Source organism: Mesorhizobium sp. P2_D5, assembly GCF_056404355.1.
Map to the genome: position 1 here is coordinate 201663 of NZ_JBFUEE010000001.1, position 14258 is coordinate 215920.

Annotated in this window: 19 protein-coding genes; 9 read left to right on the top strand and 10 right to left on the bottom strand. The window is 63.4% G+C overall.

The window, feature by feature from the left end:
- The first annotated feature begins 63 nt into the window (after window positions 1–63).
- Window positions 64–768, top strand: coding sequence for a DNA polymerase III subunit epsilon (gene dnaQ / locus AC1DYW_RS00935; RefSeq protein WP_457152995.1), 705 nt, complete (start codon window positions 64–66; stop codon window positions 766–768).
- Window positions 769–855: 87 nt separating this feature from the next.
- On the opposite strand, the gene secB is transcribed toward dnaQ, so the two are convergent.
- Complete coding sequence (gene secB / locus AC1DYW_RS00940; protein WP_095083878.1) at window positions 856–1356, bottom strand: protein-export chaperone SecB; 501 nt, start codon at window positions 1354–1356, stop codon at window positions 856–858.
- A 194-nt stretch (window positions 1357–1550) separates the two neighbouring features.
- A complete protein-coding gene (locus AC1DYW_RS00945) occupies window positions 1551–2051 on the bottom strand; it encodes an FxsA family protein (protein ID WP_477224802.1) in 501 nt (166 codons plus the stop codon).
- Window positions 2052–2250: 199 nt separating this feature from the next.
- Between AC1DYW_RS00945 and AC1DYW_RS00950 the strand changes: the two genes are divergently transcribed.
- The 4 genes from AC1DYW_RS00950 to AC1DYW_RS00965 are packed head-to-tail and all read left to right on the top strand — an operon-like array spanning window position 2251 to window position 5011.
- Window positions 2251–2958, top strand: coding sequence for a Tim44/TimA family putative adaptor protein (locus AC1DYW_RS00950; RefSeq protein WP_184872745.1), 708 nt, complete (start codon window positions 2251–2253; stop codon window positions 2956–2958).
- 25 nt (window positions 2959–2983) lie between these two features.
- Window positions 2984–4090, top strand: a complete 1107-nt coding sequence (gene mltA / locus AC1DYW_RS00955; RefSeq protein WP_477224803.1) for a murein transglycosylase A — start codon at window positions 2984–2986, stop codon at window positions 4088–4090.
- Entirely contained in the window at window positions 4087–4632 is a 546-nt protein-coding gene (locus AC1DYW_RS00960; RefSeq protein WP_477224804.1) for a Smr/MutS family protein, read from the top strand. The genes mltA and AC1DYW_RS00960 overlap by 4 nt, the downstream gene beginning before the upstream one ends.
- A 10-nt stretch (window positions 4633–4642) precedes the next feature.
- A complete protein-coding gene (locus AC1DYW_RS00965) occupies window positions 4643–5011 on the top strand; it encodes a helix-turn-helix domain-containing protein (RefSeq protein WP_457152990.1) in 369 nt (122 codons plus the stop codon).
- Between the two features lie 79 nt (window positions 5012–5090).
- On the opposite strand, the gene AC1DYW_RS00970 is transcribed toward AC1DYW_RS00965, so the two are convergent.
- The 4 genes from AC1DYW_RS00970 to AC1DYW_RS00985 all read right to left on the bottom strand — a co-directional run bounded on the left by AC1DYW_RS00970 (window position 5091) and on the right by AC1DYW_RS00985 (window position 8428).
- Entirely contained in the window at window positions 5091–5327 is a 237-nt protein-coding gene (locus AC1DYW_RS00970) for a hypothetical protein (protein ID WP_184872749.1), read from the bottom strand.
- A 334-nt stretch (window positions 5328–5661) separates the two neighbouring features.
- Window positions 5662–6279 carry a transglutaminase-like cysteine peptidase gene (locus AC1DYW_RS00975; RefSeq protein ID WP_477224805.1) on the bottom strand — a complete coding sequence of 206 codons (618 nt, stop codon included), beginning with the start codon at window positions 6277–6279 and terminating at the stop codon, window positions 5662–5664.
- A 197-nt stretch (window positions 6280–6476) separates the two neighbouring features.
- Window positions 6477–7754 (bottom strand): polyhydroxyalkanoate depolymerase, encoded by a 1278-nt coding sequence (locus AC1DYW_RS00980; RefSeq protein ID WP_095083871.1) that lies wholly within the window; start codon window positions 7752–7754, stop codon window positions 6477–6479.
- Window positions 7755–8068: 314 nt separating this feature from the next.
- On the bottom strand, window positions 8069–8428 hold the full coding sequence (locus AC1DYW_RS00985) for a septal ring lytic transglycosylase RlpA family protein (protein ID WP_457151069.1): 360 nt from the start codon (window positions 8426–8428) through the stop codon (window positions 8069–8071).
- Between the two features lie 309 nt (window positions 8429–8737).
- Between AC1DYW_RS00985 and AC1DYW_RS00990 the strand changes: the two genes are divergently transcribed.
- A complete protein-coding gene (locus AC1DYW_RS00990; RefSeq protein ID WP_477224806.1) occupies window positions 8738–8923 on the top strand; it encodes a hypothetical protein in 186 nt (61 codons plus the stop codon).
- Window positions 8924–8931: 8 nt separating this feature from the next.
- Here the strand turns inward: AC1DYW_RS00990 and AC1DYW_RS00995 are convergent, their stop codons facing one another.
- A complete protein-coding gene (locus AC1DYW_RS00995) occupies window positions 8932–9120 on the bottom strand; it encodes a hypothetical protein (RefSeq protein ID WP_184872758.1) in 189 nt (62 codons plus the stop codon).
- Between the two features lie 943 nt (window positions 9121–10063).
- Here AC1DYW_RS00995 and AC1DYW_RS01000 point away from each other — a divergent pair.
- Complete coding sequence (locus AC1DYW_RS01000; protein WP_477224807.1) at window positions 10064–10513, top strand: RrF2 family transcriptional regulator; 450 nt, start codon at window positions 10064–10066, stop codon at window positions 10511–10513.
- Window positions 10514–10541: 28 nt separating this feature from the next.
- Window positions 10542–11876 (top strand): FAD/NAD(P)-binding protein, encoded by a 1335-nt coding sequence (locus tag AC1DYW_RS01005; RefSeq protein ID WP_477224808.1) that lies wholly within the window; start codon window positions 10542–10544, stop codon window positions 11874–11876.
- A gap of 4 nt (window positions 11877–11880) precedes the next feature.
- On the opposite strand, the gene AC1DYW_RS01010 is transcribed toward AC1DYW_RS01005, so the two are convergent.
- Complete coding sequence (locus AC1DYW_RS01010) at window positions 11881–12651, bottom strand: type 1 glutamine amidotransferase domain-containing protein (RefSeq protein ID WP_477224809.1); 771 nt, start codon at window positions 12649–12651, stop codon at window positions 11881–11883.
- Window positions 12652–12774: 123 nt separating this feature from the next.
- Between AC1DYW_RS01010 and AC1DYW_RS01015 the strand changes: the two genes are divergently transcribed.
- Window positions 12775–13122 (top strand): winged helix-turn-helix transcriptional regulator, encoded by a 348-nt coding sequence (locus AC1DYW_RS01015; protein ID WP_457151064.1) that lies wholly within the window; start codon window positions 12775–12777, stop codon window positions 13120–13122.
- An 8-nt stretch (window positions 13123–13130) separates the two neighbouring features.
- Here the strand turns inward: AC1DYW_RS01015 and AC1DYW_RS01020 are convergent, their stop codons facing one another.
- Both AC1DYW_RS01020 and AC1DYW_RS01025 read right to left on the bottom strand, forming a co-directional pair.
- Window positions 13131–13778 carry a cysteine hydrolase family protein gene (locus AC1DYW_RS01020; RefSeq protein WP_457151063.1) on the bottom strand — a complete coding sequence of 216 codons (648 nt, stop codon included), beginning with the start codon at window positions 13776–13778 and terminating at the stop codon, window positions 13131–13133.
- On the bottom strand, window positions 13775–14107 hold the full coding sequence (locus AC1DYW_RS01025; protein WP_457151062.1) for a hypothetical protein: 333 nt from the start codon (window positions 14105–14107) through the stop codon (window positions 13775–13777). The genes AC1DYW_RS01020 and AC1DYW_RS01025 overlap by 4 nt, the downstream gene beginning before the upstream one ends.
- Window positions 14108–14258: the final 151 nt, after the last annotated feature.

A 14258-nucleotide genomic window follows, 5' to 3' on the forward strand; every position in this document is an offset into this window, starting at 1 on the left:
AGCATTGCCCATTGCCATTTTGTTCCCGTCTTATGATTCTGCTCGCCTGGAGTGACTGATTCGATGCGTGAGATCATCTTCGACACGGAAACCACCGGCCTCGATTCGCGTGACGACCGCGTTATCGAGCTGGGCGGCATCGAGCTGGTCAACCGCTTCCCGACCGGCAAGACCTTCCACCACTACATCAACCCTCAAGGGCGGCCGATCCACGCCGAAGCGCAGGCGGTCCACGGCATCAGCGCCGCGGACCTCGCGGGCAAGCCGACCTTTGCCGAGATTGCCGAGGAGTGGCTGGCCTTCATCGACGGCGCCAAGCTGGTCGCCCACAACGCCACGTTCGACGTCGGTTTCCTCAATGTTGAATTCGGCCGGCTGGGCCACCCGGTCATCGACAATGGCCGTGTCGTCGACACGCTGGCGCTGGCGCGCCGCAAGCACCCGATGGGCCCCAATTCGCTCGACGCGCTCTGCCGGCGCTACGGCATCGACAACACAAGGCGCACCAAGCACGGCGCCTTGCTCGATTCCGAACTGCTGGCCGAAGTCTATATCGAGCTGATCGGCGGCAAGCAGGCTGCCCTCATCCTCGACAGCGCCACCGCGCCGGCTGGGGGTAACGAGAATGTCCGCCAGATTGAAATCACCATCAGCCAGCGCCCGGCCCCCTTGGCGCCGCGCCTGACCGAAGCCGAGCGCGCCGCGCACGCAGGCATGGTCGTCACACTCGGCGAAAAGGCGCTGTGGTTGAAGGTTCTTGGGAACTAAGGTCGTTCCGTAAGCGATCCGCCGGCATCTCCAAACAAAAAACCCGGCGCAAGGCCGGGCTTTCAAACGCTACCGCAACAGCAAGCCTCAGCTCACCTTGACGTTGGACGCGGCCTGGTCTTCCGCCAGTTTCTGCTGGAACATCTGCGCGAAATCGATCGGGTCGAGCATCAGCGGAGGGAAACCGCCATTGCGCGTCGCTTCGGCGATGATCTGCCGGGCGAAGGGGAACAGCAGGCGCGGGCATTCGATGAACAGGATCGGCAGCATGTGTTCCTGCGGGAAGCCGCTGATCGCGAACACACCGCCATAGATCAGCTCGACATTGAACAGCACTTCCTGGTCGAAGGAGGCCTTGGCGTTCAGCGTCAAATTGACGTCGAACTGCTTGTCGGAGAGCGGGTTGGCGTTGACGTTGACGTTGATGGCGATGCCGGGCGCCTTGTCGCGGCCGCGCAGCGAGTTCGGCGCGCCGGGGCTTTCGAACGACAGATCCTTCACATACTGCGCCAGGACGTTGAGCGACGGCTGTGCCGCATTGCCGTTTCCGTTGGCTGCGCCGGGCGCCGCGTCATCTTTGCTTGCCATAAGCCTTTGTCCTCTTGCCTGGGCAGCATCGCTGACCGAATTGAAATCGGGCGTTCGCTACCATGGTCGGCATGACAAGACAAGGTTTGCCACCTTATGCATGTCGCCCAAAAGTGCGCAGCGGTTTTGGGACGACGACATGCATCAAAGCAAAATTTCAGGTGCGCTTCAAACGCACGTCGCCTTGCTCAGGCCTATTCGTCCTTGAGGCGGCGCCAGGGAGAGTTGTGGTCCGGTCCGCGCGCATAGTCGTCGCTGCGCGAATAATCGCCATCGTCGAGGTCGATGGTCTTGTCGCGCTGCCGGCCGCGGAACCCGCCGGTGCTGAAATTGGTGGCCAGCACGACGCGGCCCTTCAACGCCCGCCAGGCGAGATCGCGGACCGGCGGCAGGAACAGCAGCAGGCCGATGATGTCGGTGATGAAGCCGGGTATGATCAAGAGGATCGCCGCTAGCACGATCATCGCGCCATGCGCGAGCTGGCGGCTCGGATCGCGGCCGGCGTCCATTTCGGCCCGGATCCGCGTCATGACGCTGAAACCCTGGTGCCGGAGCAGCAGCGCACCGGCGATGCTCGACGCCAGCACCAGTCCGACCGTCGCCAGGGCGCCCACCAGGCGTCCGACAACCACGAAGCCGGCGATTTCCAGCAGCGGCAGCGCCAGGACAAAAAGGGGAAGGAACGAAATGCGCAAGTCTTGCCAACCCTTTTCGATCGTTTTGGCCGTTGGCGATCAATCGCCGCTGGCACTGGGCCTGTTAGATAGGTATGCCTGCCTTTGATTTGAATGATTGCGCCTTGCGTTCTATATGCTTTGAATGTTGAACGCTATGAGACCGTACCCCTCGGGGCCGGCGGTCCGGCTACAAGGCAGGGATTGATTGGCGGAAGATATGGGATTCTTCGACTTCGGCACGATTTTCTTCCTGATTGCGGCAGTGGTCATCTTTTTCCAGCTGCGCAATGTGCTGGGCCGACGCACCGGCAGCGAACGGCCGCCGTTCGACCCCTACACGGCCGCCCGCAGCGGCGACAAGGATGCCGCGCAGAAACCTGAAAACGTCGTCTCGTTGCCGCGCAAGCGCTTGCCGGGCGAGCCTGCGGCCGAGACTTATGCGGCGATCGACGCCTTCGCCAAGCCCGACACCGACCTCAACAAGGGATTGCGCACGATCAAGGACAACGATCCGTCCTTCGAGCCGAAGAGCTTCGTCGACGGCGCCAAGATGGCTTACGAGATGATCGTCATGGCCTATGCCGACGGCGACCGCAAAACGCTGAAGAACCTGTTGTCGCGCGAAGTCTATGATGGCTTTGTCGCCGCCATCGGCGAGCGCGAGGCCAAATCGGAAAAGATCCAGTCCTCCTTCGTCGGCATCGACAAGGCCGACATCGTCTCGGCCGAGATGAAGGGTGGCGAGGCGCATGTCACGCTGCGCATCATAAGCGAGCTGATTTCGGCGACCCGCGACAAGGCTGGCGCTGTCATCGATGGCGACCCCGAAACCGTCGCCGAGGTCAAGGACGTCTGGACGTTTGCCCGCGACACGCGCTCGCGCGATCCGAACTGGAAGCTCGTCGCCACCGAGGAAGAAGACTGAATCCGGTAGAAGTGGCGAGGCTCCGGTGTCGCTATCGCCTCTTTTTGTCGGGAAATCCTTCGGCGCCTTGCCCGGCTGGGATGAGGACGACCATCTCTCTGCCTTCGCGGCCTTTCGCCGTTCCGCCTTCCACGTCCTGACCAAGCCCTATCGCAGCGGTTCGCTTGGTGTCGACTTCAACGCCTTTGCCGAGGCCTACGCCGAGGCCCGCATTGTTTCGCCGGCGAATCGGTCGCAGGCCCGGGCCTTTTTCGAACGTCATTTTATCCCGATGAATATCCACGCCGAGAACGGCGCCGCCGGCCTCGTCACCGGCTTCTACGAGCCCGAAGTCGAGGCATCGCCGGTGCGGACGGAGCGGTTTTGCGTGCCGCTGCTGTCGCGCCCGGCCGATCTCGTCGATATCGACGAGGCCAATCGGCCGCCCGGCATGGACCCCTACCTCGCCTTTGCCCGCCACACGCCGCATGGACCGGTCGAATATCCCGACCGCGGCGCCATCGAGCGCGGCGCGCTTGACGGCAAGAGGCTGGAAATCGCCTGGCTGGCCGATAAGGTCGATGCCTTCTTCATCCATGTGCAGGGCGCGGCCAGACTGAACATGACCAACGGCAGGCTCCGCCGCGTCACCTACGCCGCCAAATCCGGCCAACGCTTTACCGGGCCTGGCAAGATCCTCATCGAAATCGGCGAGATGCCGCTGGAAAGGGTGACGATGCAGTCGATCCGCGCCTGGTTCAAGGCGCATCCGGACCGCGTCGACGAGATCCTTTGGCAAAACCGCTCCTACATCTTCTTTCGCGAGGCCGATGTCGAGGACGCCGCCCTTGGCCCTATCGCCGCCGCCAAGGTGCCGCTGACGCCGGGCCGCTCCATCGCCGTCGACCGCCTGCTGCACACATTCGGCACGCCGTTCCACATCGATGCGCCGTCGCTGACCGCTTTCGACGCAAAACCGTTCCGGCGCCTGATGATCGCGCAGGACACCGGATCCGCCATCACCGGGCCGGCGCGCGGCGACCTGTTCGCCGGCTCGGGCGATGCGGCAGGCGAGATCGCTGGCGTGGTGCGCAACGCGGCCGATTTTCATGCGCTGATCCCGCGTGCGCTTGTTCCGGGTGCGAATCGATGACCCGGCGGCCAGCCAGACCGAGCGAAGCCAAGCTCAGCGAGGACGACCGGGTGCTGTGGAACCTGGTGGCGCGCACGGCCAAACCGCTCAAGGGCAAGATGGCCGTCGACATCCCCGATATCCCTGCCGAGGCCAAGCCGATGCAGACGCAGCCGGCCCAGCCTGTTGCCAACCAGGCAGGCGCGGCAAAGCCGAAGACCCAGCATGTCGCGCACGCACTCGACGAACCGACGCTGGACAAGCTGTCGAAGGGGCGGCTGCCGATCGAAGGCCGGGTCGATCTGCACGGCCTGACCCAGGACGAGGCCTATTCGCTGCTGTTCTCGTTCCTGCACCGGGCGCATGCCGGCGGCATTCGCTACGTGCTGGTCATCACAGGCAAGGGTTCGTCCTCCGGCGGCGACGGGGTGCTGCGGCGCGCCGTGCCCGCCTGGCTGTCGACACCCGCCTTCCGGCCGCTGGTCTCCAGCCACGACCATGCCGCCCGCAATCATGGCGGCTCTGGCGCGCTTTATATCCGGCTGCGGCGGCAGCGCGCATGAAGACGCGGGCATGACGCCGTTCGGCGAGAAGCTGAGGGCGCTCCGAAGCGAGCGCGGTGTCAGCCAGAAGGACATGGCGGCGGCGATCGGCGTCAGCGCCGCCTATCTGTCGGCGCTGGAGCATGGCAGGCGCGGTGCGCCGACCTGGACGCTGATCCAGAAGATCATCGGCTATTTCAACGTCATCTGGGACGATGCCGAGGAGCTGGCGCGGCTGGCCGAAGCCTCGCATCCGCGCGTGAAGCTCGACACGTCGGGCCTTAGTCCCGCCGCCACCGAGCTTGCCAATCTCTTGGCCGAGAACATCGAGAAACTCGACGAGGCGGAACTGCGCCGCATTACCGCCTCGATCCGCGCGGCTCTGGGCCGGCAACCGTAGCGAGGCCGGAGGCGCGAGTTTTACACGCGCGTCCGCTTCTGCCTGAAGAGCTGCCCGCTGGCGGTCCGCTGCGTCGAGATCATTTCTTGCCGGCCGCGCCGCCCTTATCTCCCCGGCCGCCATTGTCATTGTGGCCTCGACCACCGTTTCCGCCGCCCAGACAGTTCGAGTCGCCATTGCTGCAACAGCGCCCGCCCCACAGGTCGTTGGTCGATGTCTTGGCGCAGCCTGGGATGGTCTGATCGGCCAAAGCGGATCCGGCCAGCGCCGATACCGCGACGGCGGCGAGAAGGGTATTTCGCAAAAGTGCAGTCATCGGAGGTCTCCATGGTTGGTTTCTATCCACGGCCATGTGTCGTCGGCCGGGAGGGAATGGTTCATGGAGAATGCGGAATTGTTGGAAGCGTGAAGTGCAGGGCCTGCAACGCCGCGCTGCCCCTCATCCGCCTGCCGGCACCTTCTCGCCGTATAGCGACGGGGAGAAGGGTGATCGCTGCGACGTTGGCGCCCGTCTCGCGACGACGACAATTGGCGAAAATATTGATTACATGGCCTTTCTCCCCGTCACTACACGGGGAGAAATGTCCGGCAGGACATGAGGGGCGGCGCCGAGTTCCGGTATCTGCCGAAGGGAGCTGAAGACGCGTGTTCTACTGAACCGAGCCGACCAACACCTGCTGGCCGCCGCGGATCGAGACCCAGCGGCCGGTGTTGTCGATCGCCTGCCGCTTGAGGAAGCGGTAGCCGGTCAGGTCCCACGACTTGACCTTGTCGTTCAGATTGTCGAGCACATAGTCGCCCTTGTCGGTGCGCACCGTCAGCACCGCATGGCCCTCGCCGTCGGGCTTGCGCACGACGGTGATCAGAAGGTCGGCAAGCGAGATGCCCATGCGCGAAAGCTGGCGCCGCTTCTCCAGCACATAGTCCTCGCAATCGCCGACGCCCTTGTCGGGATAGGCCCAGACCTCGTCCTTGCCGTAGATTTCCATGTCGCTCATCGGCTTGACGGCGGTATTGACCCTGGCGGTGACGTTGGTCAGCTTGCGCATAAGACTGTCGGTCATCGCGGCTGGCGCCAGATTGCTGGGGCGGATCGAGCATTCGCCCGGATGGAGCTTGCAGAAATCATAGTGGCCGATCGGCTGCGAGGTGAGGCCCCCGGTCGCCATTGCTCCAGCCGCCCAAGCCGGTGCCACCCAGCCTCCCGTTGCTGCCAGCCCGGCCGCTACGTACACGCGCAGCCTTCGCGCCATCGATGAGGATATCATTGTCCCCGTCCACCCTTAGTTATTAACGAAAGGTTAAAGGGGATTTACAGTCCGTGTCAATTACGACGACGGTCGGATTGATAGCATGGTTACCCGAGGGGCAGGACAGCGGCACTTGTGCAACAGAATCGGCTGCACAGCACTGGCCGTCTGGCCAACTCTGCCGGCGAATTGGCCCGAATTTTCGCTGCGGGAACCTATCTTTTGGCGACGCGGACCAGCTTCGGCTTCACCGCAACGCGGTTCTGGCGACCATAGCTGGTGATGAAGTCGACGATGCGCGGCACGATCTCGGAGCGGAAGCGCGAGCCGTTGAACACGCCGTAATGGCCGACCGCCGGCTGCATGTAGTGCGCCTTCTTGTCGGCAGGGATGTTGGGGCACAGATCGTGCGCCGCCTTGGTCTGGCCCAGGCCGGAAATGTCGTCGTTCTCGCCTTCGACCGTGAACAGCGCGACATTGCGGATATCGGACGGATCGATCCGGGTGCCGCGATGCGTCATCTCGCCCTTGGGCAAGGCGTGGCGCACGAAGACGGTGTCGACGGTCTGCAGGTAGAACTCCGCCGTCAGGTCCATCACAGCCAGATATTCGTCGTAGAAATCGCGGTGCTTCTCGGCGTTGTCGCCGTCATGCTTGACCAGGTGCATGAAGAAGTCCTTGTGGGCGATGATGTGGCGGTCGAGATTCATGCTCATGAAGCCGGACAGCTGCAGGAAGCCCGGATAGACCTCGCGGCCGAAGCCCGGCACCGGCCACGGCGCCCGCATCACGACATTCTCGCGGAACCAGTCGATGCCCTTTTCCTCGGCCAGGAGATTGACCGCGGTCGGGTTGCAACGGGTGTCGATCGGCCCGCCCATCAAGGTCATGGTCGAGGGCACGAAAGGGTCGCCGCGCGTCTCCATCAGCGCCACGGCCGCAAGCACCGGCACGGAAGGCTGGCACACCGCCATCACATGGGTGTCGGGGCCGAGCGCGTGCAGCATGTCGATGATGTAGTCGATGTAGTCGTCGAGATCGAAACTGCCGTCGGCGAGCGGCACCATACGGGCGTCGACCCAGTCGGTGATGTGCACGTCGGCATAGGGCAGCATCGCTTCGACCGTGCCACGCAGCAGCGTCGCGTAGTGGCCGGACATCGGCGCCACGATCAACAGCTTCGGATCCGCCCGGCGCCCGGCGGGAACGGCGCGTTCGAAGCGGAGGAGATTGCAGAACGGCCTTGACCACACGGTCTTCTCGGTGACCTCGACGCTCTTCCAGTCGACCACCGTCTTGTCGAGGCCGAATGTCGGCTTGCCGTAGCGGCGCGTGGTGCGCTCGAACAGTTCGGCGGTCGCGGCGACCGAGCGGCCCCATGATGTGTGCGAAAACGGATTGAGCGGATTGGTGTAGAACATGCGCACCGCGTCGGCATAGAGACGCGCGGGCTGCATGGCGGCGTGGTTCATTTCATAGAGCTGGTAGAACATCGAGAACCCCGCTGCTGCCTGCGACTGAAGGGACGACGAGCAGCGTCATGCCTTGAATGTCTCGCGGGGAAGTTAACAACTAATTGCTGCGATGCAATACGTCATGTGGCGTGACTAACGCTTCTTTCGTCCAAAGCCTTGAAAATCCGGCCTGAACGGCGCAGCCGGCTCACTGTGCGGCGCGATGTGTGTAAGAAATGTGTCTGGCCCTGCGCCGGACACCCGACCCATGATTCCGGAAAAGTGGATTGCGGTTTTCTCGGACAAACGGAAAACCGTTTTGTCCAGAGATCATGGTCCGGGCAATGGCAATATCAGACGCGCGCCATGCAGACGGCGGTATGGCCGGAACCGATGAAGCCGAGCTGGCCGGCGGCACCCTTCGACAGGTCGAGCACGCGACCCCTGATGAACGGGCCGCGATCGTTGATGCGCACGATGACGCTGCGGCCGTTGTTCTGGTTGGTCACCCGGACCTTGGTGCCGAAAGGCAAGGTACGGTGGGCTGCGGTCATCGCCGACGGGTTCATGCGCTCGCCCGATGCGGTTTTGGAGTGCAGGGCGTACCAGGAGGCACGGCCGCACTGGCCGGCGGCGGCTGCCGAAGATGCGCCGGCCATCAGGCCAGCAACCAGCGTTACCGCGACAAGCGCGGTCTGTTTTGTCGTATTCATATTTGGGGGATGGCTCCGTTTTTGACAGTCCCCAGCCGTTAGGTGTCGAATAAGGCGTGAAATGCGGCAATCATCTGGCGGTTCCATGGCAGTGGCACACGTTTGGAGTCGCCGGGTAACAGTCTGTTAGGGATTTTCGATAGGCAAATGATCAATTGGCGATGATCTTCGTGCCGACTACAGCGACTTGTTTGACAAGATCGACCGACAATATCCAAGTAGAGGCCGAAGCGTTCGGGCCATTTCCTTTGGCTCTTTCATCGCGCCCACCACGCCGCAACCGATCGACTTCGAAAGGGAGATCCGTCAATGAGACTGACCAAAAATCTGCTGGCGTTGATCGTGCTTGCCATCGGAGCGCTGTGGTCGCTGCAGGGCATGGGCGTGGTCGGCGGCAGCTTCATGACCGGCCAGTCGCAATGGCTCTATGCCGGCATCGTCACCATGCTGGTCGGCTTGGTCGGACTGGTGTGGGCAAACCGTTCTACGGGGTGAGTTGCCCTTCACTGCGACCAATATTGCCAGGCCCAGTAAAAACTCTCGTCACGCGGCGGCAGGCGGTCGCGCGCGGCGTCCCAGCGCACCGGCGCCGGCGATCGCGGGCCATCCTCTTTTGTCCGTTTGTCATTGGACGCCAGGCCCAGCAGCCAGGCGCCGAAATGGCTGAACAGCACGGCGGTGGAATGGGTCATCGTCATTCCCCCTTTTCCGATCATGCCTTTCCCGCCTTGAGGTCGTCGGCCATGGCAGGACCGAGGAAGGCGGCACCGGCAAGTGTTGCCGACGAAAGCAGGATGATGCGTCGCGATATGGTGGACATGAAGGGCTCCTGAAAAAGAGAAAGCCGGAATGCCCGACGATAGTCATCTAATTCTATCGCTCTTGTAGAGTTAAATCCTTCCAGCCAGGACGGGCTTGTTAGAATAAATGCATTGGTGGTGCGGTGCCGCAGCGGACAAGCGGGCTGTCTTTCGAGATTGGGTGAAGCCCACCAGCTTCGTCATCCCTGGGCGGAGCGACGCGAAGCGGAGCGCAGACCCTGGTATCCATGCCGTGATGCCAGAGCGCCGCTACGATGCAGAAGAGAAGAAGGGGATGGCGACAGAACGGACGTTGATTCTCCTCCGTTGCATTCTTCGACGGATGTCACGGCATGGATCCTCGGGTCTGCGCGACGGAGCTTCGCTCCTGCTCCGCCCGTGGATGACGAAGTCGGGGGCCGCCTCAACAGCTTGGACGCTGGGAACGAATGAGAATTCCCGCCACGATCATCTCCAGGCAAATTCATACCTCAAACAGCCATGGATTTAGAAACCGGTTCCGCGTGTTCGGGGGTAAGTATAGTAATCTTATCGACATTGGGAACTGGAGGCGACGATGAGCGGCCGCCGTATCGCGATGATCGTTGACAGCGCACATGGGCTGTCAAAGCCGTGCGGCTGTGTCCCTGCGGGCACAAAAGCCTGCCAAAATGGCCATCGCGCCTGAAAACGAAGCAAAATCAACAGCTGTTGGCTTGTACATCATGTCACTAGAATTTATGTGTCATGGCAGCTTGGACGCGGCGGGGTCGCAGGTCGGGCGTTTGGCCACCGATGGTTTCGCGCCGTCGCATGACAGAGAAATTTTGATTCCATGCTCACGAAAAAGGGCAAGTACGGCCTCAAGGCGCTCGTACACCTCTCGCGACTGCCGGTCGGACAGCTCGCTTTCGTCAACGACATCGCCACCGGCAACAACATCCCGAAGAAATTTCTCGACGCCATCCTCGGCGAGCTGCGCAATGCCGGTTTCGTCCAGAGCCGCAAGGGCAAGGAGGGCGGCTATCGCCTGGCGCGGCCTGCCGACGAGATCAAGGTCGGCCACGTCGTGCGCGTGCTCGACGGCCCGCTGGCGCCGATTCCTTGCGCCAGCCGCACCCAGTACCAGCGCTGTGAAGATTGCAACGAGGCGACATGCCAAGTCCGACATCTGATGCTCGAGGTCCGGCAGGCGATCGCCGAGGTGCTCGATCAGCGCAGCCTCGCCGAGATGCGCGACATGGCTGTCGACGACGTGCCGGTGGTGGTGAAGGTCCAGGCCTGACGCGCGCACTTCGCACGAGGCCGGGCGCATGACCGGGCGCGCCAACTCGATCATCATTGTCGGTGGCGGCGCCAGCGGCGTCGTGATGGCCGCGCATCTCTTGAAATCGCCCAATCCCGATCTGCGCGTTACGCTGATCGAAAAGCGCCCGCATTTCGGCCAGGGCATCGCCTATTCCACGCTGCTGTCAGCGCATGTGCTGAATATCAGTGCCGCCGGCATGAGCGCCTATGCCGACGATCCCGGCAATTTCTGGCGCTGGCTGTTGGAGCGCGGCCTGGCGACATCGGACCAGGCGCCGGTCTACGCGCCGCGCAGCCTCTATGCCCGTTACCTCAAGGAACTGCTCGACGAGCTGGAAACGCGCGAACGCGAAACCGGCCGGTTGCGCCTGATCCGTGAGGAGAGCCTCTCGATCACGCCGACCACGTCCGGCGTCGAGGTCGCGCTCGCCAACGGCACCAGCGTCGTCGCCCATCTCGCCGTGCTGGCGACCGGCCATGACGAGGAGCCGGCGCAGGGGCATGCGATCAGGATGGGCTCCGAAGCCGACACGGCATTTGCCCCCGACAGCCGCGTCATGGTGCTCGGCACCGGTCTCAGCATGGTCGATGCCTTCCTGTCACTGGAGCAGCGCGGCCATCGCGGCGACATCGTCGCGGTGTCGCGGCGCGGCCTGCTGCCATCGCCGCATCGCAAGGGCAATCCGATCAAGCTCGACGTCGCCGACATCCCGCTCGGCACCCAGCTGTCCTATTTCGTCGGCTGGTTCCGCGACCTGATCAAGCAAAACCAGAAGGCCGGCATTGACTGGCGCGACGTCGTCGACGGCTTGCGGCCGTTCAACCAGAAGATCTGGCAGAACTGGCCCGCATCCGCCAAGCGCCGCTTCGTCGAACACACCAAGGCCTGGTGGGACATCCACCGCCATCGCATGGCGCCCGAAGTCTATGCCCGCGTCACCGACGCCGTGCAATCCGGCCGCATCCGCCTGGTCGCCGGGCGCGTCGTCGACATCGCCCGGAACGGCGACTTCACGGTCCAGGTCCAGTCGCGCCACACGCAGGTCCTCGAAACCTTCGAGGTCGCCCGCATCTACGATTGCTCGGGCATCGTCAGGGACATCTCGACCTCATCGAACAGCGTCGTGCGCTCGCTGGTCGACCGCGGCCTGGCGCGGCCGGACCCGCTGCGTATCGGCCTCGACGTGTCCGCCAATTGCGAGATCATCGCTGGCGACGGCACAGTTTCAGCCAAGATTCTGGCCGTCGGCCCACTGACGCGCGGCACCTTCTTCGAGATCGACGCCATTCCCGACATCCGCGTTCAGTGCGCCAGGCTGAGCAAGCGATTGCTGGGCTAGGAGCCTAGCCGCCTAGCGCCTCGCACACGGCGCGTGCGGTCTCGGCGCCTGAAAAATTCTGCTGGCCGGTGATCAGATTGCCGTCTCGCACGGCAAAAGGCCGCCACAGTCCGGCCTGGATATAGTTGGCGCCGATTGCCTTCAGCTCATCCTCGATGCGCCACGGCATCAGATGTTTTCCGCGCTCGAGCGCGCCCATCTCCCAGGTTGCCTTGTCGGCAAAATCCTCCTCGGCATTGGCGAAGCCCGTCACCGTCTTGCCGGCCACGAGCAACGATCCGTCCGCGCGCCGGGCATAGCGCAGCAGCGCGGTCCCGTGGCACAAAGCGGCGGCAACCTTGCCGGCTTCATGGAAGGCGACGAACGTCCGTTGCAGGCCTGTCGCGTGCTCATAGGTGAACATCGGCGCCTGGCCGCCGGCGACGACAATCGCGTCGAAGCTTTCGACCTCGATCTCCGCCACAGGCCATGTGTTGTCGACCAGGGCGCTGAGTTTCGGGCTCGATATGAAGCCGAGCGAGATGAGGTCGGTCTGCGAATAGCCCGATGGATCGCGCGGGTCGCTCAGCGCATCGGCCTCGCATTTGCCGCCATTGGGCGAAAAGATCTCCACCGCATAACCGCGTTCGGTGAAAGCGAACCACGGGTGGGTAAGCTCGCTCCACCAGAAGCCGACCGGCCACCCGGTCGTGGTCGAGAGTGCCGGGTTGGCGATGACGATCGCCACGCGCTTCGGGTTCTTCGCATCGACCGGATTGGCGTCCCGCACGCTCATCGCCGCTCTCCCTTTGAAGGCCTGCTGCCGACTGATACGGACGCGGCCCTGCGCTGCCTAGCTGGCCAGATGGCCTGGCAAATTCTGCTTCCGTCGCTGCCGGGCCCTGCCTACCATACGTGCATGACCCAACGCGGTAGACTTTACGGCTGCCCGGTCGAGTTCGCGCTCGATGCGCTCGGCGGCAAATGGAAGACGGTGATCCTGGCGCGGATCAAGCAACAGCCGCTGCGCTATTCCGAACTGTGGCGTACGATCCCGTCGCTGTCCGACAAGATGTTGACGCAGCGGCTGGCCGATCTCGTCGACATCGGCTTTGTCGTGCTGGAGGCGTCGCCCGATGGCAAGGGGCGCTACACCTTGACCGACCGCGGCCGCGATCTGGCAGCCACCTTGCAGGCGCTCTATGACTGGGGAGACGTGCACGGACGCGCTGTCGGCGTGCGCTTCCGCACCGAGATCGAGGCCTAACAAGGCGCCTATCTCCCAGCGGCGAGCGCGCCGCAAAAACCCGCGACATCGGTAATGATGGCTTCGCCAAGAAAGCCCAGCGTCGCCATCGAGCGGTCGCGCGCTTCCCGGTTGCCGAAGCCGCAGGCGTCCTCGATCACCACCGCCACGAAACCATTGTCGGTCGCCTGCCGAACCGTCGGCTCGATGCCGATTTCCATCGCCACCCCGGCGAGCGCGACGGCACCCACCCCGCAATCGTGCAAGGCGAAGCTGAGCGCGGTGGAATCGAAGGCCGACATGGTCAGCTTGTCGAACACGGCCTCGTCGGCGCGTGGCGCCAGTTCGGGGATGATTTCCGTGGCCTCGGCATCGCGCGGGAACCACGGCTCGACCGTGTCGGGACTGTCGCGCCGCTGCCAGGCCATGGCGGTGCGCAGCTGGGTTGCGCCCATCCATTTGCGCGGCAGGGACAGATGGCGCGTGAACGCCACCCGCATGCCCGCCGAGCGCGCCGCTTCGAGCGCCATGCCGGTGCGTTCGGCGATCGCTGCCGCCCCAGTGATCTGGCGACAGATGCCGACCTGCATGTCGTAGATCACCAGCGCCATGCGGCGCGGATCGCACCAATCCGCCAGGCTGTTTGGCATCTCGATCCCTTCGCTCGACCGGATCATGCGGCCGTCCGGTCCCAGGGTTGGGCGATGTCGACGCTGGGGTCGAACAGATATTCGAGCGGCAAGGGTGCGGGATCGAAGGCGAGAAAATGCCATTCCAACAGCCCGGCCCTCGACAGCGGAAAATCGTCGGTGTAGCGCCTGGCCGCCTCGACGCTGTCGAGCTCGAAGACGATGATCACACCGCCGACATCGGCTCGTGCGTAGTTCTCGCGCACGATCCCCGCCTTCCAAAGACGCCAGACGTTCGAGACCTCGTCGCGCAGATAGGGTTTCAGATCGTCGATGGTGACGCCGGGTTTGAAATTGTCATAGGCAATGATCTTCATCGAAGGTTTCCCTGCGTTTGGCCCCCGACGCCATCCGCGACCGCATCAGGGCGCCTCATGCCTCCCGGCTAGCATGCGGAAATTGCGGCTCGCAACGAACGAGTTGGTGCGTCGAAACGATCGGTGGCCGTGCCGAGGACATCAGTCTGTC

Bases quoted from the DNA above. Each gene is read 5' to 3' on its own strand.
- AC1DYW_RS00960 (WP_477224804.1), top strand. From the start codon at position 4,087: ATGACCCGGCGGCCAGCCAGACCGAGCGAAGCCAAGCTCAGCGAGGAC.
- AC1DYW_RS00950 (WP_184872745.1), top strand. From the start codon at position 2,251: ATGGGATTCTTCGACTTCGGCACGATTTTCTTCCTGATTGCGGCAGTG.
- AC1DYW_RS00985 (WP_457151069.1), bottom strand. From the start codon at position 8,428: ATGAATACGACAAAACAGACCGCGCTTGTCGCGGTAACGCTGGTTGCT.
- AC1DYW_RS00980 (WP_095083871.1), bottom strand. From the start codon at position 7,754: ATGTTCTACCAGCTCTATGAAATGAACCACGCCGCCATGCAGCCCGCG.
- AC1DYW_RS00990 (WP_477224806.1), top strand. From the start codon at position 8,738: ATGAGACTGACCAAAAATCTGCTGGCGTTGATCGTGCTTGCCATCGGA.
- AC1DYW_RS01020 (WP_457151063.1), bottom strand. From the start codon at position 13,778: ATGATCCGGTCGAGCGAAGGGATCGAGATGCCAAACAGCCTGGCGGAT.
- AC1DYW_RS01000 (WP_477224807.1), top strand. From the start codon at position 10,064: ATGCTCACGAAAAAGGGCAAGTACGGCCTCAAGGCGCTCGTACACCTC.
- AC1DYW_RS01005 (WP_477224808.1), top strand. From the start codon at position 10,542: ATGACCGGGCGCGCCAACTCGATCATCATTGTCGGTGGCGGCGCCAGC.
- AC1DYW_RS00975 (WP_477224805.1), bottom strand. From the start codon at position 6,279: ATGATATCCTCATCGATGGCGCGAAGGCTGCGCGTGTACGTAGCGGCC.
- dnaQ (WP_457152995.1), top strand. From the start codon at position 64: ATGCGTGAGATCATCTTCGACACGGAAACCACCGGCCTCGATTCGCGT.
- AC1DYW_RS01025 (WP_457151062.1), bottom strand. From the start codon at position 14,107: ATGAAGATCATTGCCTATGACAATTTCAAACCCGGCGTCACCATCGAC.
- AC1DYW_RS01015 (WP_457151064.1), top strand. From the start codon at position 12,775: ATGACCCAACGCGGTAGACTTTACGGCTGCCCGGTCGAGTTCGCGCTC.
- AC1DYW_RS01010 (WP_477224809.1), bottom strand. From the start codon at position 12,651: ATGAGCGTGCGGGACGCCAATCCGGTCGATGCGAAGAACCCGAAGCGC.
- AC1DYW_RS00970 (WP_184872749.1), bottom strand. From the start codon at position 5,327: ATGACTGCACTTTTGCGAAATACCCTTCTCGCCGCCGTCGCGGTATCG.
- AC1DYW_RS00965 (WP_457152990.1), top strand. From the start codon at position 4,643: ATGACGCCGTTCGGCGAGAAGCTGAGGGCGCTCCGAAGCGAGCGCGGT.
- AC1DYW_RS00995 (WP_184872758.1), bottom strand. From the start codon at position 9,120: ATGACCCATTCCACCGCCGTGCTGTTCAGCCATTTCGGCGCCTGGCTG.
- secB (WP_095083878.1), bottom strand. From the start codon at position 1,356: ATGGCAAGCAAAGATGACGCGGCGCCCGGCGCAGCCAACGGAAACGGC.